This is a genomic window from Psychromonas ossibalaenae ATCC BAA-1528, assembly GCF_000381745.1.
Classification (GTDB): Bacteria; Pseudomonadota; Gammaproteobacteria; order Enterobacterales; family Psychromonadaceae; genus Psychromonas; species Psychromonas ossibalaenae.
Genome location: NZ_KB906985.1, coordinates 1 through 24,033 on the forward strand (window position 1 = coordinate 1; position 24,033 = coordinate 24,033).

Annotated in this window: 20 protein-coding genes; 1 reads left to right on the top strand and 19 read right to left on the bottom strand. The window is 41.9% G+C overall.

The genetic code is table 11. The features are described 5' to 3' along the window. Nucleotides 1-38: 38 nt before the first annotated feature. The 3 genes from G327_RS0110675 to metA all read right to left on the bottom strand — a co-directional run bounded on the left by G327_RS0110675 (nt 39) and on the right by metA (nt 9,055). Nucleotides 39-3,284 (bottom strand): DEAD/DEAH box helicase, encoded by a 3,246-nt coding sequence (locus G327_RS0110675; RefSeq protein ID WP_019614767.1) that lies wholly within the window; start codon nt 3,282-3,284, stop codon nt 39-41. A 175-nt stretch (nt 3,285-3,459) separates the two neighbouring features. Next, on the bottom strand, nt 3,460-7,140 hold the full coding sequence (gene metH / locus G327_RS0110680; protein WP_019614768.1) for a methionine synthase: 3,681 nt from the start codon (nt 7,138-7,140) through the stop codon (nt 3,460-3,462). A gap of 997 nt (nt 7,141-8,137) precedes the next feature. Further along, on the bottom strand, nt 8,138-9,055 hold the full coding sequence (metA, locus tag G327_RS0110690) for a homoserine O-acetyltransferase MetA (protein WP_019614770.1): 918 nt from the start codon (nt 9,053-9,055) through the stop codon (nt 8,138-8,140). A gap of 130 nt (nt 9,056-9,185) precedes the next feature. Between metA and G327_RS0110695 the strand changes: the two genes are divergently transcribed. Further along, entirely contained in the window at nt 9,186-9,668 is a 483-nt protein-coding gene (locus G327_RS0110695; protein ID WP_019614771.1) for a GNAT family N-acetyltransferase, read from the top strand. Between the two features lie 124 nt (nt 9,669-9,792). Here G327_RS0110695 and G327_RS24460 read toward each other — a convergent pair whose 3' ends face one another. The 16 genes from G327_RS24460 to gspC form a co-directional block, all read right to left on the bottom strand. Continuing rightward, nucleotides 9,793-10,158, bottom strand: a complete 366-nt coding sequence (locus tag G327_RS24460) for a response regulator (RefSeq protein WP_019614772.1) — start codon at nt 10,156-10,158, stop codon at nt 9,793-9,795. 90 nt (nt 10,159-10,248) lie between these two features. Continuing rightward, nucleotides 10,249-10,884: an SCO family protein gene (locus G327_RS0110705; protein WP_019614773.1), complete on the bottom strand. Its 636-nt coding sequence runs from the start codon at nt 10,882-10,884 to the stop codon at nt 10,249-10,251. Nucleotides 10,885-10,971: 87 nt separating this feature from the next. After that, nucleotides 10,972-11,601, bottom strand: a complete 630-nt coding sequence (lexA, locus tag G327_RS0110710; RefSeq protein WP_026339308.1) for a transcriptional repressor LexA — start codon at nt 11,599-11,601, stop codon at nt 10,972-10,974. Nucleotides 11,602-11,751: 150 nt separating this feature from the next. Beyond that, complete coding sequence (locus G327_RS24465; protein ID WP_019614774.1) at nt 11,752-12,207, bottom strand: DUF3465 domain-containing protein; 456 nt, start codon at nt 12,205-12,207, stop codon at nt 11,752-11,754. A 31-nt stretch (nt 12,208-12,238) separates the two neighbouring features. Then, on the bottom strand, nt 12,239-12,988 hold the full coding sequence (locus G327_RS0110720) for a type II secretion system protein N (RefSeq protein WP_019614775.1): 750 nt from the start codon (nt 12,986-12,988) through the stop codon (nt 12,239-12,241). Nucleotides 12,989-13,012: 24 nt separating this feature from the next. Beyond that, the gene (locus G327_RS0110725; protein WP_019614776.1) at nt 13,013-13,495 is read right to left on the bottom strand and encodes a type II secretion system protein M; all 483 of its coding nucleotides are present in this window, start codon (nt 13,493-13,495) and stop codon (nt 13,013-13,015) included. Continuing rightward, on the bottom strand, nt 13,495-14,694 hold the full coding sequence (gspL, locus tag G327_RS0110730; protein ID WP_019614777.1) for a type II secretion system protein GspL: 1,200 nt from the start codon (nt 14,692-14,694) through the stop codon (nt 13,495-13,497). The genes G327_RS0110725 and gspL overlap by 1 nt, the downstream gene beginning before the upstream one ends. A 51-nt stretch (nt 14,695-14,745) precedes the next feature. Further along, complete coding sequence (gene gspK / locus G327_RS0110735) at nt 14,746-15,720, bottom strand: type II secretion system minor pseudopilin GspK (protein WP_033298195.1); 975 nt, start codon at nt 15,718-15,720, stop codon at nt 14,746-14,748. An 11-nt stretch (nt 15,721-15,731) separates the two neighbouring features. Then, complete coding sequence (gene gspJ / locus G327_RS0110740; RefSeq protein ID WP_019614779.1) at nt 15,732-16,367, bottom strand: type II secretion system minor pseudopilin GspJ; 636 nt, start codon at nt 16,365-16,367, stop codon at nt 15,732-15,734. Continuing rightward, nucleotides 16,354-16,740 (bottom strand): type II secretion system minor pseudopilin GspI, encoded by a 387-nt coding sequence (gene gspI, locus G327_RS0110745; protein ID WP_019614780.1) that lies wholly within the window; start codon nt 16,738-16,740, stop codon nt 16,354-16,356. Before gspI ends, gspJ begins: the two co-directional genes overlap by 14 nt. Next, entirely contained in the window at nt 16,737-17,330 is a 594-nt protein-coding gene (gene gspH, locus G327_RS0110750; protein ID WP_019614781.1) for a type II secretion system minor pseudopilin GspH, read from the bottom strand. Before gspH ends, gspI begins: the two co-directional genes overlap by 4 nt. Before the next feature lie 31 nt (nt 17,331-17,361). Then, nucleotides 17,362-17,820, bottom strand: coding sequence for a type II secretion system major pseudopilin GspG (gspG, locus tag G327_RS0110755; RefSeq protein ID WP_019614782.1), 459 nt, complete (start codon nt 17,818-17,820; stop codon nt 17,362-17,364). 120 nt (nt 17,821-17,940) lie between these two features. Beyond that, nucleotides 17,941-19,155, bottom strand: coding sequence for a type II secretion system inner membrane protein GspF (gspF, locus tag G327_RS0110760; protein ID WP_019614783.1), 1,215 nt, complete (start codon nt 19,153-19,155; stop codon nt 17,941-17,943). Nucleotide 19,156: 1 nt separating this feature from the next. Next, the gene (gene gspE, locus G327_RS0110765) at nt 19,157-20,689 is read right to left on the bottom strand and encodes a type II secretion system ATPase GspE (protein WP_019614784.1); all 1,533 of its coding nucleotides are present in this window, start codon (nt 20,687-20,689) and stop codon (nt 19,157-19,159) included. After that, nucleotides 20,689-22,665, bottom strand: coding sequence for a type II secretion system secretin GspD (gene gspD / locus G327_RS0110770; protein WP_019614785.1), 1,977 nt, complete (start codon nt 22,663-22,665; stop codon nt 20,689-20,691). Before gspD ends, gspE begins: the two co-directional genes overlap by 1 nt. A gap of 100 nt (nt 22,666-22,765) precedes the next feature. Next, complete coding sequence (gene gspC, locus G327_RS0110775; RefSeq protein WP_019614786.1) at nt 22,766-23,692, bottom strand: type II secretion system protein GspC; 927 nt, start codon at nt 23,690-23,692, stop codon at nt 22,766-22,768. Between the last annotated feature and the right edge of the window lie 341 nt (nt 23,693-24,033).

Genomic DNA, 24,033 nt, shown 5'->3' on the forward strand with positions numbered 1-24,033 from the left:
TTTACTGACGATGCAAACTTATTCATCACCGTCACAGTTTAATAACGTTCAAACAGTTTGAGTAATGCATCACTGTTATCAGGCGCAAACTTCTCTTCCTGTTCTTTGCCATAAACACTGTCGGCTAGTTTCTGTTTACGTGTCTGCAGAGCTAAAACACGCTCTTCAACGGTATGTTCACAAATCAGCTTATAAACAAATACCGGTTTATCCTGGCCGATACGATACGCGCGGTCCGTTGCCTGATTTTCTACAGCAGGGTTCCACCAGGGATCGTAATGAATAACGGTATCAGCAGCGGTTAAGTTCAGGCCGACACCACCCGCTTTTAACGAGATAAGGAATACCGGCACATCTCCGGACTGAAACTTATCAATAACCTCTGTACGGTTACGGGTCTGCCCGGTTAGCTTCACAAAGTCGATTCCCTCAGCCTGCAGGGACTCTTCAATCAGACCTAACATCTGTGCGAATTGTGAGAAGATCAGAATGCGGCGCCCTTCTTCAATCATCTCCGGCAGAATTTCCATTAAGAAATCCAGTTTAGCTGAACTTTTAATATTCTGTGCATGTTCAAGTTTCACTAAGCGGGGATCACAGCAGGCCTGACGCAGTTTAAGCAGTGCATCTAAAAATTCGATACGGCTTCTTGCCATACCTTTTTCTTTGAGCAGATCGCGTACCTTCGCTTCCATGGTGACACGAATACTCTCATATAATGTGCGCTGATCATTAGGCAGAATAACATTATGGATAATTTCAGTTTTAGCCGGCAGTTCTTTTGCAACATCATCTTTGGTACGGCGTAATAAAAACGGCCGGGTCTTTTGAATTAACCAGTCTTGAATCTGCTGATTACCCTCACCTTCAATACCTTTACGATAAAAACGATTAAAGGTACTGTGAGTCCCTAAAAAGCCGGGCATTAAGAAATCAAACAAAGACCATAACTCACCCAGATGATTTTCCATTGGTGTACCGGTCAGACATAAACGTTGTCTGGCATTAAGCTGCTTGATACTTTTGGTCATCTTCGCCAATGGATTCTTAATTGTCTGCGCTTCATCAAGAATTAAATCAGAGAACTGCATCTCTTCAAGCTGGGCAAAGTCCCGTCCAACCAGAGGATAAGTTGTGATCACTAAATCATAATCGGGCACATCTGCAAAGTATTGATGCCTATCGGTGCCGTGCAGCACCAGTACTTTTAATGTAGGAGTGAACTTAACGGCTTCATTCAACCAGTTGCCCACCAGTGAGGTCGGGCAGATCACCAGAGCAGGGTTTTCTAACTGGCCGCGCTGTTTTTTATACAATAAATACGCCAGAGCCTGGATAGTTTTACCCAGGCCCATATCATCGGCTAATACTCCGGAAAAACCATATTCATTTAAGAATACCAGCCAGTTTAATCCGGTTAACTGGTAATCACGTAATGTTGCATTAAGATTTTCAGGCAGCTCTACCGCCTGGATACCGGAAAAATTAGCCAGCTTTTCTGCTAATGCTTTTACATGGTCCCCGCCTACCCAGCGGTTTATCTCTGGTAACTGTGCTAATAAAGCAGCCTGGCTTTGCGGCAGATGAATATTGTCATTATTGACTTCACCCAACTCCTGCAGAATAGATAAAATCGGCTGAATAGATTCACGCTTAATACGTAACGGACGTCCATTGGGCTGTGCCAGCAGAATATCAAACTGATGCTGCTGCCAGTCTTCGTTGCTGCGCAGCCATTCTAATAATAAAGGCAGCAGTGCAATACGCTTACCGTCAATTTCAATAGAGACTCCTAAATCAAACCAGTTACCCTGCTCTTCAACTTCAATATCAATACTGTCAATCTGATCGCTTTGTAATGCCAGTTCAGAAGAGATATCAAACCGCCAGCCTAAAACCTCTAAACGAGCTTTATGAGCCGTCAATAGAGACAACCACTGGAACTGCTGCGAACCGCCTAATTCTGGAGGTAAAATGCCCAGTAACTGCGCAGTTTTAGGCTGTTTAGGATCGTACATGTGTACGTCAAGCAGACACAACTGTTCAAACTCGCGCATCGCCAGAGACTCTTTTTCAACCTCACGCGCGATGTTGACTATTTCATTTTTCCACATAAACTGCGTGCGGTCCGGTTCATCAGTCACACTCGGATTCAGTACCAACTCGCCGTAACAGAAAGTTAAACGAGCAAGAAATAACGGCTGCTCTTTAATGTTTTTTTCATTAAGCTCAAATACAACCTGTAACGGCTCACTAATATTACGTGTCTGGAATTCAATAGGGTTAGGCAGAACGGCCTGAGGAAAACGCAGTGAAACTTCCTGAGTAAAGTGCACACACTGTTTTTTAGCCAGCGGCGGGGTTTTTAACAGAGATAATACCCAGTCTCGATCAAATTCACTGCTTATCTCACCAACTAAGCCTTTATCGGTATCCAGATAATAAGGCTGAGGAGTTGGTACCAGCAGCCAGTTTTCACAGTCCTGCAGGCTGACTTGTAATTGTTTTAAATTATCTTCCTGCTCTAACCATTGTAGCTGCAGTTCTTTACTTTCAGAATGATGCAGGGGCAGTGATAAATCGTTCCAAAAACAACGCCCGCTTGCCAGAATTTTCTGAAGTGCCAGCAAATCATGTTCATTGTGGATATATGTTTTAGCCAGCTTAGGCACTCGCCCTTCTTTAGCTAATAACAGCTGCAGAATACTAACATCTTCAGCTTTAACCCATTTATAACTTTCCATCCAGGATTCATTATCAACCACTGAAATAAGATCTTTTTCAGCAAAAACACTGACATTTTCGCTTTTTAAAAAGCGTACAGAGCCGTATTCAACCTGCAGGTACTGCAGTGAATGGTTGTATAGGCTTTTATTAAAAGACAGGCGGAAATAACCCTGATAAGCACTAGCGCTAGTAACCGGCTGTTTTTTGGCTAACTGTGCCTGGAGCAGTTCAAACCAGGTCTGATAGCTGTTTTCAATATTATAATTGGGAGTATCTGCCTGATAAGCAAGCAGTAGAGCCACTGCGTGTTTACAGTTCCAGCCCACAGGACAGCTGCAGGTACTGTGGATAATAAACCCGCCTTTATTGGATTTTTTAATTGAAGCCGTGGTTTGATAAGGCGTTTCTGATGTCCCTTTAACACTGCCGCTAAGTTTATTTTCCTGCTCATCATATTCACACGATAAAACGCGGCTTTCTTTAAAATAACGCGTTCCCCGGTCAATAATATTACGACCGAAACTAGTGAAAATATCTTGCTGAGTAATTTTGGGCATCTGTCCAACCAACTATAAAAACGGATCGCCAATGATAGAGGCAGCGGTGCAATAAATAAAGATTTATTCCGCTATAGCAAGATAAATCAGTGAATATTTTATAGCATGAGCCAAAAGGGAGCCGAAGGCTCCCTTTGAGTTTACAACAAAGCGCAGATTAATCTACGTTTACTATTTACAGATTCGGACCTAACCAGCGCTGTGCCGTTTCTAGATCCCAGCCTTTGCGATGTGCATAGTCTTCGACCTGGTCCGGTTGAATTTTAGCAACGGCAAAATAACGGCTTTCAGGATGTGAGAAGATCCAGCCTGAAACGGCAGCTCCCGGATACATTGCGTAACTGGAAGTTAACTGCATACCGATTTCCTGCTCCACATTCATCAGGTTCCAGATAATTTCTTTTTCACTATGCTCTGGACAGGCCGGATAGCCAGGAGCTGGACGAATACCCTGATATTTCTCACGAATCAGATCATCGTTTGCCAGCGTTTCATGCGGCGCAAATCCCCAGTATTCTTTACGGGTCTGCTGATGCAGATATTCCGCAAAAGCTTCTGCTAAACGGTCACATACTGCCTGCACAAGAATAGCATTATAGTCATCGTTATCAGCTTTATAGCGTTCAGCAACTTCGCGTTCGCCAATCCCGCCTGTCACCGCAAAAGCAGCTAGATAATCCGCAACACCTGAAGACTTAGGCGCCACATAATCCGATAGACAGTGATTTACAAAGGGAGCTTTTTTCTCAGTCTGCTGACGTAAGTTTTCACTTACCTGCAGTATTTCAGTGCGGGATTCGTCCGCATATATTTCAATACTGTCGTTTACACTGTTTGCCGGAAAAATTCCCACAATGCCGCTGGCAGATATCTCACCGCCAGATTCCACTGTATCAAGCATCTTAAGTGCATCAGCGAATAAACGCGAAGCCTCCACACCAACCACTTCATCTTCTAATATACGCGGGTATTTACCAGCAAGGCCCCAGGTCATAAAGAAAGGCGTCCAGTCAATATATTCTCGTAATGTCTTAATCGACATATTTTTTATCACTTGTACACCAAGCTGTTTCGGTACCGGCGGCTGATAATTTGCCCAGTCAATTTTAGCGCAGTTATCACGGGCTCTCTGCAGAGAAACGGGTGCACTGCGGGGGCGCTTATTGGCATGCTGTTCACGCACACGCTGATAGTCCAGATCCAGTTTTTCAACAAACTCAGGTTTATGTTCAGGGTTTAATAATTTCTGACAAACACCTACAGCACGTGACGCATTGGATACGTAAACAACCGGCTGATCGTAATTCTGCTCAATTTTAACTGCAGTATGTGCTTTAGAAGTTGTTGCCCCGCCGATCAGCAGCGGTAACTTCAATCCCTGCCGCTGCATCTCTTTAGCCACATAAACCATTTCATCAAGAGAAGGAGTAATTAAACCGGATAAACCAATTATATCGGCATTTTCCGCAATAGCCGTTTTAATTATTTTCTCAGTAGGAACCATTACGCCTAAGTCGATAATTTCATAGTTATTACACTGCAGAATAACACCCACAATATTCTTACCGATATCATGTACGTCCCCCTTCACGGTTGCCATCACGATTTTACCGTTAGCTGCACCGACCTCTTTAGTTTCCTCTATAAAAGGATTTAAATAAGCAACAGCCTGCTTCATCACTCGCGCAGATTTAACCACCTGCGGCAGAAACATTTTACCTTCACCAAACAAATCACCAACAATATTCATGCCGTCCATTAACGGCCCTTCAATCACTTCGATGGGTTTATCAGCATCCAGACGAGCTTGCTCTGTATCTTCCTCAATAAACTCGGTAATACCTTTTACTAAGGCATGAGCAATACGCTCATTAACCGGCAGTGTGCGCCACTCCAAGGCTTTGCCGTCATCGACTTTTTCAGTGCCGGAATCTCGGTAGTTTTCTGCAATATCCAGTAACGCATCGGTAGCATCCGGACTGCTGTTTAAAACAACAGCTTCTACAGCATCTTTGAGCTCTTTGGGGATATCATCATAAATGGCCAGCTGAGCCGCATTAACAATGCCCATATCCATACCATTTTGGAAACAGTAATAGAGAAATACCGCGTGAATCGCTTCACGAACCGGGTTGTTACCACGGAAAGAAAATGAAACATTAGAGACACCACCTGAGATCATCGCATGCGGCAGGTTATCTTTAATATCTTTAACGGCATCAATAAAATCAACGGCATAGTTATTATGCTCTTCAATACCCGTTGCTACGGCAAAAATATTCGGATCAAAAATTATATCTTCAGGTGGGAAACCAACCTGGTTGACTAAAATATCGTAAGAGCGCTGACAAATTTCGAACTTACGTTTTCGGGTATCGGCCTGACCGACTTCATCAAAGGCCATTACAATCACCGCAAAACCATAACGGCGAATTAACTTAGCCTGACGGATAAAATTATCAACACCTTCTTTCATGCTGATTGAGTTAACAATACCTTTACCCTGTACACACTTAAGGCCTTCTTCTAAAATTTCCCATTTAGAAGAATCGACCATGATCGGCACACGGGAAATATCCGGTTCAGAGGCACATAAATTGAGAAAACGTTTCATCGCATATAATGAATCAAGCATCGCTTCATCCATATTGATATCGATAATATCGGCACCCGCTTCAACCTGATGCAGTGCAACTTCTAACGCTTCATCATACAGCTCGTCTTTAATTAAACGTTTAAAACGTGCCGAACCAGTAACATTGGTACGTTCGCCGACATTCTGGAACAGTGAATCTTTACTAATAGTCAGTGCTTCTAAACCGCTTAAGCGGCAGGCTACTTCAATTTCCGGCAGGGCCCGAGGTTTAACCCCGGCTACCACATCCGCCATCGCTTTAATATGTGCGGGGGTCGTACCACAACAGCCGCCGACTAAATTTAAAAAGCCGCTTTCAGCCCATTCTTTAATATGCTCAGCCATTTCATCAGCTTCTAAGTCGTATTCACCAAAAGCATTAGGTAAACCAGCATTGGGATGCGCTGAAACAAAGGTTTCTGAAATACGCGACATCTCCTGCACATACTGACGCAGTTCATCGGGCCCAAGTGCACAGTTCAAGCCAAAGGAAACAGGCTCAATATGACGCAATGAGTTATAAAAAGCTTCCGTTGTCTGCCCGGACAGTGTACGTCCTGATGCATCGGTAATGGTACCCGAGACCATTACCGGTAATTTATAACCAAGCTGTTCAAAAACGCCGCTGACCGCAAATGCAGCAGCTTTGGCATTCAGGGTATCGAATACAGTTTCAATTAATATTAAATCACAACCGCCTTCAATTAAGGCCAAAGTTGATTCAGAGTAAGCTTCCACTAATTCATCAAAACTGACATTACGAAAAGCCGGATCATTGACATCGGGAGAGATTGAACAGGTTCTATTCGTCGGGCCTAAAACACCAGCGACAAAACGCGGGCGGTCCGGTGTTTCTGCTGTTTTCTGATCCGCGACCTGACGGGCAATACGCGCGGCCTCTCGATTGATTTCAGCTGAGAGATGTTCCATCTCGTAATCAGCCATCGCGATAGTGGTCGCATTAAAAGTATTTGTTTCAAGAATATCAGCGCCGGCATCGAGGTACTCTCGGTGAATATCAGCAATAATATCCGGCTGAGTTAAAACCAGCAGATCATTATTACCTTTGACATCACATGACCAGTTCGAGAAGCGTTCACCACGATAGTCCTGCTCTTCAAATTTATATGCCTGGATCATGGTGCCCATGCCGCCGTCAATAAGCAGAATGTGTTTTTCCAGTTGAGCTTTAATAAGTGCACTGCGATCGTCGACTAACATAGAGTTCCCTGTTACTTTACTGATTAAGTTGTACAGATATTAACATAAAAGCAATATGCATTTACGCCTGAAGATGGACAGCTGTATGAAATATTTAGTTATAAATAATGAATAAATTGATAGTTGGGGCAAGCTTGAAAGAAGCGGCAGATAAATCAGGCATAAAAAAAGCGAGCTAGGAACAGCTCGCTTTTGCTTAAAAGAACATTTGCAATGTCATCACGATAAACATAATTAATAGTTTTATGCTTTCTGGCTTTTACCATCCTTCAGCTCTTGTACTCCATTAACCTTAACAAACATAAACGACTACAACTAACTTTGTTTATAAATGAAACAGGCTCCAAAAACACAAACCAAAAATACTCGAAACTAACACAATAAAACTACAATACATTTATCTTATGATCGACTATCACGTTACAAAAAAAGCAGTAATAGATGAGCCGACTTATTCGGCGGTGAGCTGCTTAAAAAAACACGCTCCTAAAATTTATTACTACCTTTAAGATACTGATATGAAGTAATAATATATATTCCCTCCATGTTAGTGATACATCTGAAACCAGCGTTTTATTTCAACTAACAATAAACCTGAAATAAAAAGATCCTTTCCCTAAACCCCTTCGGGCGATTGAGTTACAATTACTAACTGCAGCTCCTAACTGGGTCCAGATCTTACTAAAAACTGATATGAAGTAATAAACTATCCTCCACTTGGTTTTTAAGATTATCAACGAATTATTTACAATAACAAAACACACAATTTAAAAAAACAAAGCCGCAAATTACAATTTATAAGGCTTCTTAAACTACTAACCGATTTGTCAAAAATCAAACTACTAACATATTGTAAAAATTCGCTGCGCTAGGTATACCTTGTTTGTCCTCCAGCTCATTAATTACTATTAAGTGTAGGTCTGATTCAACACATTACCAGCCCGCAAAATTGTTTATAATTCGTTTTTAAAGGTGCGTCACACTTTTATTTTTTTGATTATTTCAGCTCTGCTAAATCGTACGGCGTTACTTGATAAACACAGTAGTTTAACCAGTTGCTGTATAACAAATTTCCGTGACTTCGCCAGATTGCACGAGGTATTTCATTCTCATCATCACCAGGATAATAATTGACAGGCAAAACCGGATCTAAGCCTTCATCCTGATCACGTAAATACTCATTATTTAATGTATTAGCGTCATACTCCGGGTGCCCTGAAATATAGACCTGACGACAATCAGGGCTGGCTGCTAAATAAACACCGGCATCAGGCGCATCAGCAAAAATTGTTAAGTCACTTTTTTCTGCCAGCTCTTCAGAATTAAACTCGGCAAAACGTGATAAAGGCGCCCAGAATTCATCATCAAAACCGCGCACTAAAGGATGATGGTGATCATAAGTACGATGCAGATAAATACCTGATAATTTCGAATCACGAGTTGTTTTATCAAAGTCATATAAGTATTTAAGGGCTGCCTGTGCAGCCCAGCATAAAAACAGTGTGGAGGTCACGTTATGGCGGGACCACTCTACAATTTCAGTAAACTTATCCCAGTAGTAGACATCTTCAAACGGAATTTTTCCAAGCGGTGCGCCGGTAATAATAAAACCATCCCACTTCTGATCTTTAACACGCTCAAAATCACCGTAAAATTTATCTAAATGTTCTTGAGGGGTATTACGTGAGGCTCTGGCATCCACGCGTAATAACTCTACATCTACCTGCAGCGGAGTATTAGAAAGCAGACGCATCAACTGAGTTTCAGTTTCAATTTTTTTCGGCATTAAATTCAAAATTAATACCCGCAGAGGACGAATATGCTGATGGCTGGCACGAGACTCAGACATAGTGAAAATATTCTCTGATTTTAATATTCCGGCAGCAGGTAAATCATCAGGTATACGAATAGGCATTACAATACTCCACATAAATTCATTTAGACATCTAGAAGTCTAACACTAATTGATACAAAACTTCTAAATTTATTCATAGTGGTGATAATATCGACACAATAGTTGATGATGAATTTAACAAGGAGTGAAAATGTTTAATATTGTCCAGGCAGATTTAACCATAGCAGAGCATGCACAGGCTTACCTGCAGCTGATGTCTCATTACGCTTTAGATCCCATGGGAGGTGGTGAAGCTCTCTCTGATTTTGCAAAAGAAAACCTTATCGAAGCACTGTTAAAACGCAATGATGTATTTATAGTATTAATCTTTAAGGATAAAAATCCTGCGGCTTTATTAACCGCAATTGAAGGATTTTCAACTTTTGCATGCCGGCCTTTGTTAAATATTCATGATCTGGTTGTACATAATAATTATCGAGGCCAGGGATTGAGCGGGCAGTTATTTGCGGAGATTGAAAAAATAGCCCGATCAATAAAATGCTGCAAAATCACCTTGGAAGTATTAGAGGGTAATCAGATTGCTAAAAAAGCTTATAACAAACAGGGGTTTTCAGATTATCAGCTGGATCCAGAGTGCGGCAGCGCGCTCTTCTGGAGTAAACCTTTAAATTAATAACGGCCATTTTTATTAAGGCCGACATTAAAGCATTAATTACTGTCCACAATGTGTGATTGCCGTATCCTGAGTAAGCGCACCAGGTACAAAGAAAAAGGCAGGCTTTCTCATTTGAAGCACTCTAACTGGACAGTAGTTTTGCACTTTTAAAAAGCAGCTCATCCATCGTGAAAGGGATAGAGAGGTAACTATTAACAGCAACTCCCCTTGATGCAACCTCTTCTTCTCCTAAGGGCTCATCGATTAATATCAGCACGGGAGTAAAACGGTTTTGAGAATGATTTCGTAATTGTTCAGCCAGATTTAAACCATCAACCAGCGGCAGATTCAAGGTGGTTATTAATAAATCGACCTCTTTTTCAGCTATATAATCTAAAGCTGATTTGCCGTCAGAGGTTAATACTACGTGATAGTTTTTCTGCAATAATGCAAATTCGATGGAAGCGCTTAAAGATGCTGATGCTGCTGCTAATAATATAATTTTCATATTCCCTCTCAGCTGTTTCAGCTTGCTGTCACATTAATTTACAAGCAGTAAAGCAATATACCTGGCAGTAAAAAAAACGCAGGCTATTTTTTACTGCCATTGTTGATAAATATGATGAATATCTTGAACCATTAAATCCATATTAACATGTGCGATACCATCTTTATTAAGTCGCGCTTTAAATGAAGCATGGTGCTCCCCCCGCGGGTTAATCAGAACAATTGAAGCGCTATGGTCAACTAAATAATACTGATCAGTATCCCCCTCATCCACAATACTATAAACAAGCCCTAAATTCTGAGCAAAAGGAAACAGTTTCTGGTGAGTGCTGGTCGTGCCTTTAAAATTAGGATTAAAGTAACTGACATATTCAGCTAGCTGCTCTGCTTTATCGCGGTTAGGATCAACCGACACAAATACAACTTGAATATTTTTATAGGGTGCTTTGATAAGTTCAGGGTATATACGGTCTAGGTCCGCTAAGGTTGTGGGACAGATATCAGGACAAAAAGTATAACCTATAAAAAATAAAGTCCATTTATTCAATAGATCTTTATTAGTGAAGGTACGATCTGCGGACATAATAAATGAAAAATCAGGGACAGTTTTACCTGCATCTTGGAGCACCAAAGAGGGATTTTTGGAAATAAGGTTATCGGCCTGCCCCCGTCCGAAAAAAGACACAATGCATATGAATACAGCAATACCCAATAACCTTTTTTTCATTTTTGCAGCCGCTCTGTAGTTCGAATAATCCCGGCGATTATTCTTTTCAATATCAACTAAACACCTAATTTTCCAGACAAACTTTGTTTACATCCAGTCCGCCGTACGGATCACACCAACAGCAATACCTTCAATATCAAATGACTGGTATTCTAAGTCTACTTTAATGGGATCAAATGAGCTGTTTTCCGCTTTTAATATTACCTGACTACCTTCACGGTAAAAACGTTTCACAGTGACATCATCTTCAACACGCGCGACAACTACCTGACCATTACTGATATCCTGAGTTTTATGCACAGCTAATAAATCACCATCCATAATACCGATATCCTTCATACTTTCCCCTTGAACACGCAGCAGGAAATCAGCGCCAGGATGAAATAATGACGGATCAACATCATAATGCGCCTCAACATGTTCCTGCGCTAAAATAGGCTCTCCAGCAGCAACCATACCAACCAGCGGCAGCCCTTCATCATTGGCAGCCGCATTATTTTTATGCTCCGCTAAAACCCGGATTCCCCGTGATGTACCGGACAATATTTCAATTGCGCCTTTACGGGCTAACGCTTTTAAATGTTCTTCAGCAGCATTCGCACTGCGAAAGCCAAGAATTTTAGCCAATTCTACACGTGTAGGGGGCATGCCGGTTTTTTGAATCTGATCTTTAATCACATCCAGAACTTCATTCTGACGCTTGGTTAACTCTTTCATTAGTTTTCTCCATGCTAAACCCAAACTACTTAAAATACATTAAGTTAACTTAGATAACAAATAAACTGTAAACATAAACAGTGTATATCTATACACGCCATTATACCAGTTGAGATAAGTAATTTTTTAAATCGAATGAGAGTTATATTTTTATTGATATGTAAGGTCGTTGAACTTTAGCCAGCCTGATTTTTTCGATTCGTCAGCAAGCAGGTGAGTTCCTATAATCAGTCCACCTTTATAGTTCCACCGATACACTCCGTAAAACTCCAGTGACTCCCCAATCTTTAAGTCCGGAACAGCTTGACCTGCCTCGATATTGTGCTTAATAATCAGCTTTCTACCGGAGCTCAAACGAAGCAGTATCTGCTGAGCAGCAAAAGGTTTGTCCTGATTTTTTAATATTTTAATAATTCTACCGACACTATGAACCTGCTGACCGCCGCGCTGCTGCTTATAAAGAAACTCAATGTGGTCCACTCCTTGTATAAGTTTGTCCATCTGCACGTCGTCATCATTGTAAAGTGCGTTTAACTCATCACTTTCATTTGAGAAACAGGCCGATAAAAGCGCCACCAAGGATAAAATCAGGACTGTTCTCGACATTGACTTTTCCCTCAGAGAATAAAAAACACAATTACAGCTTGCCGTTAAATTTTAAGATAGTCGCACCAGAAGAATCTTTTCCGCCAATCCATGAAAGTCCCTGCTTAAATGTCGGGTTAAGCTTATTAGTTGCTTTAATTAAGCCGTTCAGCTGGTATGCCTGATGCTCTTTAAGCAGTGCATTTGCCGTTGTATGAAGCTGCTCTGACTGTTGTTTTAAATCAGCGCTTATCTGCCCCTTATCACACCCCAAATCAATATCTACCGATGCTAAATCAATTTTACCCATATCACTGTTAATCTCTGCATCCTGCCAGCTGATACGCCCGTCAAGTTCCTGGCAATATGGTTCCCCCTGCGAGCCCTGTTTTACCTGCAGCGTAATATCACCAGTGGCTTTTATCGGTACAGGCAGCTTGATGTATGAAAGGATCTCTGAAGCACTCGAGTCTATCAGTAAGTTTTCTACCGCTAAGCCGGAAAAGCCAGCTAAAACAGAACCTTTACCTGACATCTCTGTATTACCATTATTAAACTTTATATCTAGCTTCAACTGCAGGCTAAACAAAGCAGACCAGTCAATTTTCCAGGAGAACTTTTTCAGCTGGTATTTGTTATAGCTGACCTGGGATGCTTTTCCGTCCCACAAAGACCCCGACGGGTTACTAACTTTTACTCCCGCCTGTGCAGGAATAAATCCCGTCACCATTGACGCAGGTAGCGTTATCAGTAAAGAAATAATGTATAACAGAAAAAAAGCTGAAATAATTTTAATTTTCATGAAGATTGAATCTCTTTGCAGGATCTAGTGCCCAAGTAATAAGCGATTAATTTTTATGTAACCTGCTTTATCTGTCCTTGATAAATCAGAGTTAATAACTGAAACTGAATACTGATTGCTTAACACTGTTAACCAGTTTACAAAGCGGTTAAATTCAACATCATTCACCGAAACTTCGATTCTTCCTTTTCTATCCACAATACGCGAGAAACTAATTCCCTGCTTCTTGGCACTGCGAGTAACAATTTGTGTTAAGTTTAAACGGTTGCCGTTTTTTTTATTCTCTGCAGCCCCCGCTTTGCGTAATACAGCGGCTTTATCTTCGACCCAGGATAATGTCTGCTCTGCCCTGATCAGCTGCTTTTTATTATTATCAAGCTGTGCCGTCAGCGGTTTCCACGCTCCCCAGTAAATAACCGCCAGCAATAAAAAAACACCTGTTAATGAAAAAAGCTTCTGCTCTCTTTCAGAAATACTCTGCCACCAGGCTTTAAACTGCTCAACCATTATTTCTTCCTTATTGTCAGCATACCGCTAACTCGATTCTTATTATTTGTCAGAGCCCCCTGCTGCACTGTGTACTCCTGCGGCAGTGAAGCTGAAAATTTCTCAAAAGCAGGGAAATTTTTACCACTGGCTAAAATCTGTATCTCCTGCTTTCTACTGTCAAATTTTATGCTCTGCGGCTGGAGCTCTGAATTATTATCAAATGCAGGTGCCAGCTCATTCAGCATAGGCAGAAAACCAGAGTCAGCCTCGCCGCTGTCTAAATTTTTTAACATCGTATTCAGTTTTTTCTTAATACGCGCATATCTTAATTTACTTTCTGCCGGAAATGCTTTGCTGTAAACCAGTTCAGTCCGCTGTTTAGCCAGCTCCGTTTTTTTCAATACCTGTTCATTTTTAACATAAATATTAAGCATAAAAACCAACATTAAAACAGCGACCACAACGCCAGGGACTCGCCATTTATCAAAGTTCTTATTACTTTCTGACTGTACTTTAAATTCACCGTTGAGCAGATTAAATTTATTACCTTTAACCCCGTCGCTTAATAATGCCATCGGCAGGACCGGCTCCGCATTTAGCCACTCTCCAGAATGCTTTTCAACGGCTGTACTATGGCTTTCAATAACTTGAGACGGCAGATCGGTAAGTTTGCTCTGCAGGATAGACTCAAGCATAAGCTCATCACAACTCCAGGCAATCAGAGAGCTTTCTCGAATTAACCACTGTTTATCAAGCTGTACTGCCTGCCAGCTGCCGTTATCTGAAAACGGTAGTGCTAACCCTTCCGGGATAAACTGCTCGGCTTTTATCTGCGCATTTTCCAACCAGCTTAACCAGTTAATCATTTTAGATTGTTCGCAGACGGCAATATGGATCAGATCCTTCTCTTTTGCTAAAACCGTAAAATGTAGTTTTTCTACATCAGAGGCTAATTCCTCTTCAACCAGGTAGGGTAACCCCTGCTGCATCTGCCGGGTAAATACACCGTTAATCGCAACGGGTTTAATGCACACATCAACCCCCGGCAGCAGACACACAACAGAACGCTGCAGCGCTTTATCTGTTAGTAAATCTAACTGCTCTGCATTATCAACTTCACCTGATGCAATAATTTCATTCTCATCATCAGACCAGATAAGCCAATGGTTCTTCTGCGAAGCTTCACTCGCTAAGCGAATTATTAATCGTTCAGTCACCACACTCTCCATTTACCACCAAGCGGCTCACCCTTTTTTGTAACATTAAACTCATCTAACTCCACCAGACTGGTAACGAATTACCTCTGCTTTTTTTGAAACAATAGTAAATAACAGCTTTATTGCCAGCCAACGCTCTTCAAACTGGACTACCCCGTCCAGTTGAAAAAACTCGCTGCTGACATTCAACTGCCCTTTTAACTCCGCAGATATCACTAAGCCGCTAAATAAACTTTCTGCTAAGAATTCATCCACATTACTCCAGCCGCTTGTCGGCCGGTCTACAAGCAGTGAATGAAAATCACTGATAGAAATATCATGATATTTTTTAAACAGGGCATGTAAAATCTCTGCCTGTTCAGTACTTACGGTATTAACATTTATTTTTTGATCCTTTGCAGGGATCGCACATAAATACGGCTCGATACGGGCATAGACATTTTGGCTAACCCCCTGAACGGCACGCAGCTCACTAATATCAACCATCAGATTATTGGCGGCTAGATGCGGTACTGATCGAGCCTGATAAAAGCGATCTTCCGCACCAGTTCCCGAACCTGAACTGTCGTTTTGATCAATCCAGTCTCGTGTTGACTCAGCAATAACCTCTGCGCCGTAATCATCAATCTCCAGTGCTACCAGCAGATCCTGAAACTGCGTTATTGGAGTCGCGCGATCTCCGTTTTCACTGTCAGCCACTGCAAGAGCATTGACATTAAAACAGCTTCTTAAATCTTTAAATTCCCCCGCCATAAGGCCGTTATCAAGGGGAAAAACCATATCAGGGGTTGCCCAGGTCTGATCTAGACTGACCACTTCACTATCAGCAAAGTCTTCATTCAGGGTTTTAATGCCTAAATCTATACTGGACTGTCCGTACCAGTAAACTTTTTGTGAGAAAGTTAAACCTTCTGTACGTTTTAAACCTAAGGTTAAACGCCCGGTCATTGTTGCAGCAATGGTAACCATAATCGCCAAAATCATTAATACAGTTATTAAAGCGATACCACGTTGTTTTTTATTCACTGCCAAAGCCATTATTGAAGCACCTCACCAGCAGAAATTAAAAATACCCGCCTCAATTCTGAAAAATGCTCGCTGGTTATATTTATTTCAATACCTTCAGGTAAGCTTTTAGGACTATCCCAGGTATCCTGCCAGCCATTATTCCAAAAACGAAAAGTTAACTCTGTCACGTCTTCTAATAGCACCTGCATTTCCGGCTCCTGTCCAACCACAATATCAGGATAAAGAAAATACAAGCGCTGTAACTGCCCTTCTTTAATCAGATAACGTACCCGCACAATCTCTGAACGAGGCAGCAGTCCTAACGGATTGGTCCAGCCGAGGCGGTTAAACTCAATGCCTTGATCATCCGACTCAAATAGTTCCTTATCAACCCTTAAAGCACGAAAATTTTCCGTTTCCAGACCGTCTTCTCGCGATGTACGCGCTACAATTTGGGTAAAATCCTGCTCAATAATCAGCATTGCACGCTGCAGTTCCGTTAGGCGTTCACTGTGCTTTTTACTTATTTCCCCGCTCTGCAATACTCCCTGAAGTATTTGATAAGCAACTAAACTCAATAGCGAAAAAATAGAAATCGCAACTAATATCTCGAGTAAGGTAAATCCTTTGCTGTGCACCTTAGGTGCGAAATTACGGCTTAGCAATGTAAGTCCTAATGTAGGACAATGCCCTACCTTCTTTTTTATCACTAACTTCAATATCCAGCGCTTTAAAAGTGCTGTCACCCGTTGCAACTCCCTGGTAGCGCCAGTACCAGGTCTTGCCGGCAAACTCTAGATCGTCATTTCGCCAGCTTCCGTCCGGCCACTGTTTTTCCAGCTTCAGCTCAGCTAATTTATTACTGGCAATCCATAACGCAAAGGTCTTATCCTGCAGATAGGCCTGATTATTCAGGGCGGCTGAGGCGGCATTCATAACCGCTAAACCAGAAACCCCTAAAATAACCAGCGCTAGCATTACTTCAAGCAGGGTCATACCTTTTTGTTTTATTGAATTATCGCCTTGTGTTGTTTTCATTCTTCAATCAACTCTGGGAATGTAATAACGCCGCTCATATCAACAGAAAGCTTAACAACATCTTCTTCCCTATCACTGCCGTCAATAGAAAACACCAGAGAAAATGGTGTTACTTCACCACTCGCCATAATATAAACCTGCGGATCTAGACTGAGCAGATTATCATCACCATCAATTTCTACGCGATCTTCAGCATTGATAAAATCGTCCTGCTTATCACTGTCAATCTCATCCCACACTGAGCCTAACAGCTGATGCTCAATGCGCATCGATTCAGGCAGTTCAACTTTAGCAGTGAACAGCTCATCAGGAACCGGCAGCCATTTTCTGGTATCGTGATCATACCAGGCGAACTGGTAATTATTTTTATCAAAAACCAGGCCTAACTCTTTACCGGAAATCAGGGCTTCATCTTCAGCAAACTGTAAAACAGTACTAAAACGCTGTGCCTGCCAGTCCAAACTTCTATCTGATGATAAGTTGTCCGGCAGGGTCATAACCACGGCGACTGACACCATGCCGATCAGTAAAAATACCAGCATAATTTCAAGCAGTGTAAAACCGGCCTGGCGCCGATGGTTAATTAACATTCGTTTAGTAATCAATCTAATTTACAGCAGTTTAATATTCGTCATCTTTACCATCAAGATTCCAGTTACCTATATCATCATCACTGCCTTCTTCGCCGTCCGGACCAACAGACAGCACATCAATCTTACTATGTTCGCCAGGACTGTTTAATACATATTCATTACCCCACGGATCTTCTGGAAGACGTTTAATGTAACCATCTTCACGATAATTACGCGGCTCCGGCGACCCGCTCGGCTCACTGACCAGTGCTTCTAAGCCCTGATCCGTACTCGGGTAAGAGCCGTTATCTAATTTATACATATCTAACGCATTTTCTAATGCAATAATATCTGATACTACTTTCTGGCGATCGGCTTTGTCTTTATTACCCATTAAGTTAGGTACAACCATAGAGGCAAGTACACCTAAAATAACGATAACCACCATGATTTCGAGCAAGGTAAAACCTTTCTGCTTGCTGCTGTGCTTGATACTGCTGTTTTTCATGAAATACCCTTTTAATTTTTGTTGTCAAAATAACAGCTAAGCTGTCACGTTTTCAAATAAGAAAAATTTCTGCTTGTTATTATCGGCCTGCTGACGATATATCCATTATCACTGCGATAATTAACCTGCAACCATATTGTTAAGCTGAAGAATCGGCTCTAGGATTGCTACCACAATAAATAACACGGCTCCTGCCATGGAAATAACCAAAGCAGGCTCAAAAATACCTAGTGCAATAGTGACCTGTGACGAAAATTGTTTGTCCTGATTATCCGCACAGCGCTCCAGCATATTTCCAAGCTCTCCGCTGCGTTCACCACTGGCGATCATATGCAGCATCATAGGCGGAAACTGTTTGGTACTTTCTAAAGATCGCCCTAAACTGGCTCCCTCACGAACACGATCCGTCGCTTCACCAACCTGCTGACGCATGTATAGATTACTCAATACCTGCCCGGCAATAGACATCGCCTCCAATAATGGTACCGCACTGCTGTTTAAAATACTCAATGTACGTGCAAATCTTGCAGTATTAAGATCATTAGCAACACGACCGACCACAGCTACCTTAAGCAGATACTGGTCAAAGCGCAACTGGTTACTTTCTTTTTTAAGGTACTGTTTTACAAAAAAGAAGAAGGCAATAATAAACATCAGAAGATAGATACCATAATCACGAAGCGCGTCACTGGAAGCGATTAGAAACTGAGTAGTACCGGGCAGATCCGCCCCCATATGTTCGAACTGTCCGACAACTTGGGGAACAACTGAAGTCAGCAGAATAGTAACCACTGAAATAGCCACTAAGGTAAGCACTATCGGATAGATCATCGCCTGCATCATTTTGCTTTTCATTTCCTGACGCTGCTCAGCGTAATCCGCCAGTCTGTCTAATACTTTATCCAGATGTCCGGACTTCTCACCAGCGGCCACCATGGCACAGAACAGATTATCAAAAATAAGCGGAAAAGCGCGCATACTGTCGGCAAGACTATGCCCTTCAAGAACACCGCTTCGCACCGCAACAAGCATGGCTTTTATTTTAGGTTTATCACACTGCTCAACAACAGCCTGTAAACACTCTTCAATCGGGATGGCCGATGCAACCAAAGTTGACAGCTGACGTGTAACTAATGCCAGATCCGCTGTATTAATTTTACTGCTTAATAAACCTGCACCGCTTTTGGATGCTTTAGCAGCAACAGCTTCAACCTCTATCGGTGTTAAACCGGAAGCGCGCAGCTGCTGACGCAGCTGACGGGCAGAATCAGCTTCTAACGTACCTTTCTTCTGCTTACCCTGAGCATCAATTGCTTTATAAAAAAACGTCGCCACACTAATCCTCTCTGCTTACGCGTAAGATCTCTTCTAAAGTCGTTTTTCCAGCAAGCACTTTCGCTAGCCCGTCATCTCGAATACTTGGGGTACGCTCACGAATCAGCTTTTCAACAGCCTGTTCACCCGCACCGGTATGGATCAGCTCACGAACCTGATCATCAACCATAAACAGTTCATGAATACCAGTTCGTCCTTTGTAGCCACTGTTATTGCAGTTAGAACATCCAACGGCACGATAGATAACAGCGTTTTCAGCTGCAGCTAAACCTAAAATTTGCTTCTCTTTTTCGGTCGGCGTATGTGCCTCTTTACATTTTGGACATAATCGACGTACCAGGCGCTGTGCTAAAACACCTAACAAGCTGGAAGACAGAAGGAAAGGCTCTACGCCCATATCACGTAAACGCGTCACCGCGCCAACCGCGGTATTGGTATGCAGAGTAGATAATACCAGGTGACCGGTTAAACTGGCCTGCACGGCAATCTGGGCTGTTTCTAAATCTCGGATCTCACCAATCATAACTACATCAGGATCCTGACGCAGAATAGCACGCAGCCCGCGGGCAAAAGTCATATCAACTTTACTGTTTACCTGCGTTTGACCAATCCCGTCAATCGCATACTCGATAGGATCTTCAACTGTCAGAATATTACGATCTTTAGAGTTTATCTCTAATAAGCCGGCATAAAGCGTGGTACTTTTACCTGAACCTGTCGGCCCGGTAACCAGAATAATACCGTGGGGTTTATGCACCAGATCACTCATAATATGGTGATTCTGATCAGTCATACCCAGCGTATTCAGATCCAGCTTAATGGCGTTTTTATCCAAAAGACGTAAAACAACACGTTCGCCATGACTAGACGGCATAGTTGAAACACGTACATCAACAGCACGCCCACCGATACGTAGTGAAATACGGCCGTCCTGCGGCACACGCTTTTCAGCGATATCCAGCTTCGCCATAACCTTGATGCGCGACACTAATAATGCAGCCAGCTTACGCTGCGGTTTCAGTATCTCACGTAATACACCATCAATACGGAAACGAATAATCAATGAATTTTCAAAGGTTTCGATATGAATATCAGAAGCTTCTTCTTTAATTGCCTCGCCTAACATAGCATTGATCAGTTTAATAATCGGTGCATCATCTTCAGCTTCTAATAAATCTTCATTACCCGGCAGCTCTTCTGCAAGCGTAAAGAAATCATCGCTGCCGATATCTTCCATCAACTGCTGTGCTTCTGAAGATGACGACTGATAAGCAATCGCAACCAGGTTGTCAAAACGTTCTTTGTCAACCTGGTTTAAAGTAAACGAATGACCGATAACCCGGCGCGCTTCAAGCAGCAGCTCTGCAGCAGGAAGGCTCTTATAACAAAGCTCGGTCAGCTCTCCCTCGTGAAAAACAACCATTTCATGTTTTTTTGAAAACGAAAAAGGCAGTTGTCCGCGCGGTGTAACTTCAATGAGTTCCGGTTCAGTTAGTGATTCAGGCGGCAGCCCAGGCTGTTCAAGTACCGTCATTACAGCTGTTCCTCTGTGCTGCTTTTAGGTTCTTTAATCTCAGGATCATCCCCTAAGTTGAAATCAGCAGGCACAATTTCATGGCTTTCACCCCATTCAGGTAATATCGGTGGAATCGCATCCGGCATCAGATCCACACCAGAATCACGCTGTCCCTGCTGAATTGCACGTATCAGACTGTATTTACGCGAGCTTAGAGCACTCATTTTTTCATCATCACGAATAATTGTCGCACGCAGGAAAACCATCAGATTACGTTTTTCTGTTGTATTCGCAGTTGATCTGAACAGGTGCCCTAAATACGGAATATCACCTAACAGCGGGACTTTAGATACTGATTCAGTGACCTTGTCGTCAATTAAACCGCCAATTATGATTGTCTCGCCTGATTTGGCTAATACTGTTGTTTTAACTGAACGCGTTGAAAATACAACATCAGCTGCATCTGTATCAGGCTTAACGCTGGAGACTTCCTGCTCAATCACCAGCTGCACGGCATCACCTTCATTGATCTGCGGCGTGACTTTTAATTTAACCCCCACTTCTTTACGTTCGATCGTCTGGTAAGGGTTGTCATTATTTGAGCCTGTTGCTGAACCCGTTATAACCGGAACATCATCACCAACGACAAAATTTGCTTCCTGATTGTCCAGGGTAGTGACACTTGGTGTTGATAATATATTTGATGAGTTTGAGGCCGCAACAGCTTGTAAAACAACTCCCCAGTCACTGCCGATATAACCAAATGCAGCGCCTGTTATGCTTGCGATCGCACTAGCCGCATTTTCATCACTTTCACCAGCCGCAATAAGCTGGCCGGTAGTCGCACCATTATTTTTGAATTGTGTTCCGCCGTAGTTACCGCCAAACTGGGTATTGAGGTTAATACCGTCGCCTTCAGAAACTTCAACAATAATTGCCTCAACTAATACCTGTGCCCGGCGAATATCTAACTGGCGAATAATATTATCCAGCGAAGACATTAATGCAGGCTGCGCAGAGACAACAATAGAATTAGTACCTTCGTGCGCTTCAATACTCAAATCTGACGAAGATGATTTACTTTTTTTGCCGTCAGAAGACTGAGCAATACTTTTACTTACCCCCTGCAGCACACCGACTAGATCCTCAGCTTTCGCATACTTGAGATAAAACACACGGGTATTACCATTATTTTGTAATTCTTTATCTAATGATTTAACTAAATCAACGATACGCGCACGCGTTTTCGGCTCACCACTGATAATAATTGAGTTCGTTCTTTCGTCAGCAACCAGACGCGGTTTTAAAATGCTTGGAGTCGTATTTTTTGAGCCGCTGGCCGGTTTTTGAATGGTATCAATAATCTTAACCATTTCCAGAGCACTGGCAAACTCCAGCTTAACAATATCAACTTCCTGATCACCGGCTTTATCAACACGATGAATAATCTGCACCAGACGATTTACAACCGCGGCACGTCCAGTGATCATAATGACATTAGACGGATCATAATGAACTACATTACCGCCGCCGGCATTATCATTTAACTGGCGCAATAAAGGTGCTAACTCCCGAACAGATACATTAGTAACAGGCACAACCCGAGTAACCATCTCGTCACCAGAATATATTTCACCGTCATCAACAACCGGAATTGCAGAAACTTTGGCATCTTTAGCTTTGATTACTTTGATAATGCCGTTATCCATCTCGACAACTGCAAAGCCGTAGACCTCTAATACATTTAAAAAGAACTGGTAATACTGTTTTTCAGTTAACAGATCATAGCTGCGGACGTTAATACTCCCCCGCACAGAAGGATCTAAGATAATGGTTTTATTTAAATTTTTACCAACGATATTAACAAATTCATTAATATCAGCATTTTTAAAGCTCGCAGAATACTCAGTAGCAAGAACCTGCCCAACACTTGCGGTCTGAATTACTAAAGCAAGTAGAGATAAGCTTAATAATTTACCAAGTCTGTTATTCATCCCGAAAAATCTCATTTATTCTAAAACTCCAAATTATTACTTTATTACAGGTTAATTATTTTAAAAAACTATCTAAAACAATAGCAGCTAATTCTTTCTGCTACGGGATACTGAAATACAATTCATGCAGCTGCCCGTTACGATCGACCGTTAAACTTATTTCTGTCATCGTTGGAAACTCTTTCATTAACGAAATACTCTGCTGCATATCAGTTAAATCTATACCGTTTAACTCAATCGCCAGATCACCATTTTTCAAGCCGGCCTCGTCAAATAACGAACGGTCTTTGCCGGGTCTAACTCGGTAGCCCTTTATCTGGTTATCTTTTCTGACAGGTGAAATACCAATAAAATCAGTGAGTTTACTAGGGTCTTTTAATAAAGCCTGACGATCTAAGTTGACTTGCTGTATTTTTTTAGGACGCTTTGAAGGTTTTTTTGTCTTTACAGAAGCAAGACTTTTGGATTCATGAGCTTTAACCTTGCGTGCCGACTCCTCAACACCATCAAGCATCAATGTCTGATACACGCTTCTAACATCTAAAATAATACGATCTTCATAAACGTCATAAACTTTTGCATTAGTTCCTTTTATTTCGGAACCAATAAAGTAACTGTCCTGCTTCCCCTGATAAACGATGATTGCGCTGGATTGAGAGGGGTCTGTAGCTGCAACAACCCCAACCAGTTTTAAAGCTAATTTTGTTTTCGGGGCTTCCATTGGAGATGTTGGATCCTGCCGAGCGGCTAACTTAGCTTTCGCTTCAGCTTGACTTTTATCCTTTTCAGCTTGTTCTGCTCGTGTAAGCTTTTTCGTTTCACCAAAAAGATGCTGGTCTTGTAATTCCTTCGTCTCTATCTTGCGGGACATATCAACGTTGCTGACCGGAGGCGCCTGCCACTGATACTCAGGCTCATCTTCCGGCACAAGGGACCAAGTAAGTACTGCAGCCTGATATGTTAACAATGTGCCCGCCACAGTTAAGACGATTGCTGACGATTTTTGTAAAAATATAGATAAAAACACAAATAGTACCTTGTTGAATTTCAAATTATCAGCATGTCGAATGCACTACTTTAGTAGTATGCTGTAAATTAACATTAAGGCTTTAGCTAAGCCAGTTCACTTCGATTTGTTTTTGTAAAATAATAATAAAAATACAAACAGTATTCTACTGAGCGCTTAATATTTACTGCTTAATTTTCAATCATCAGCCTGCCTAATATTTACAGCATGCAGATAAAATAGGCGAGGATGCTACCCCACCTGGCTTCAGGCGACAACAAACTAACCGCAATAATGAGATCCAGTAAAGTTAATAAGCTTAATTTTTCTTAAATAAAGTATTCGTGGTGTTAATTTTAGCT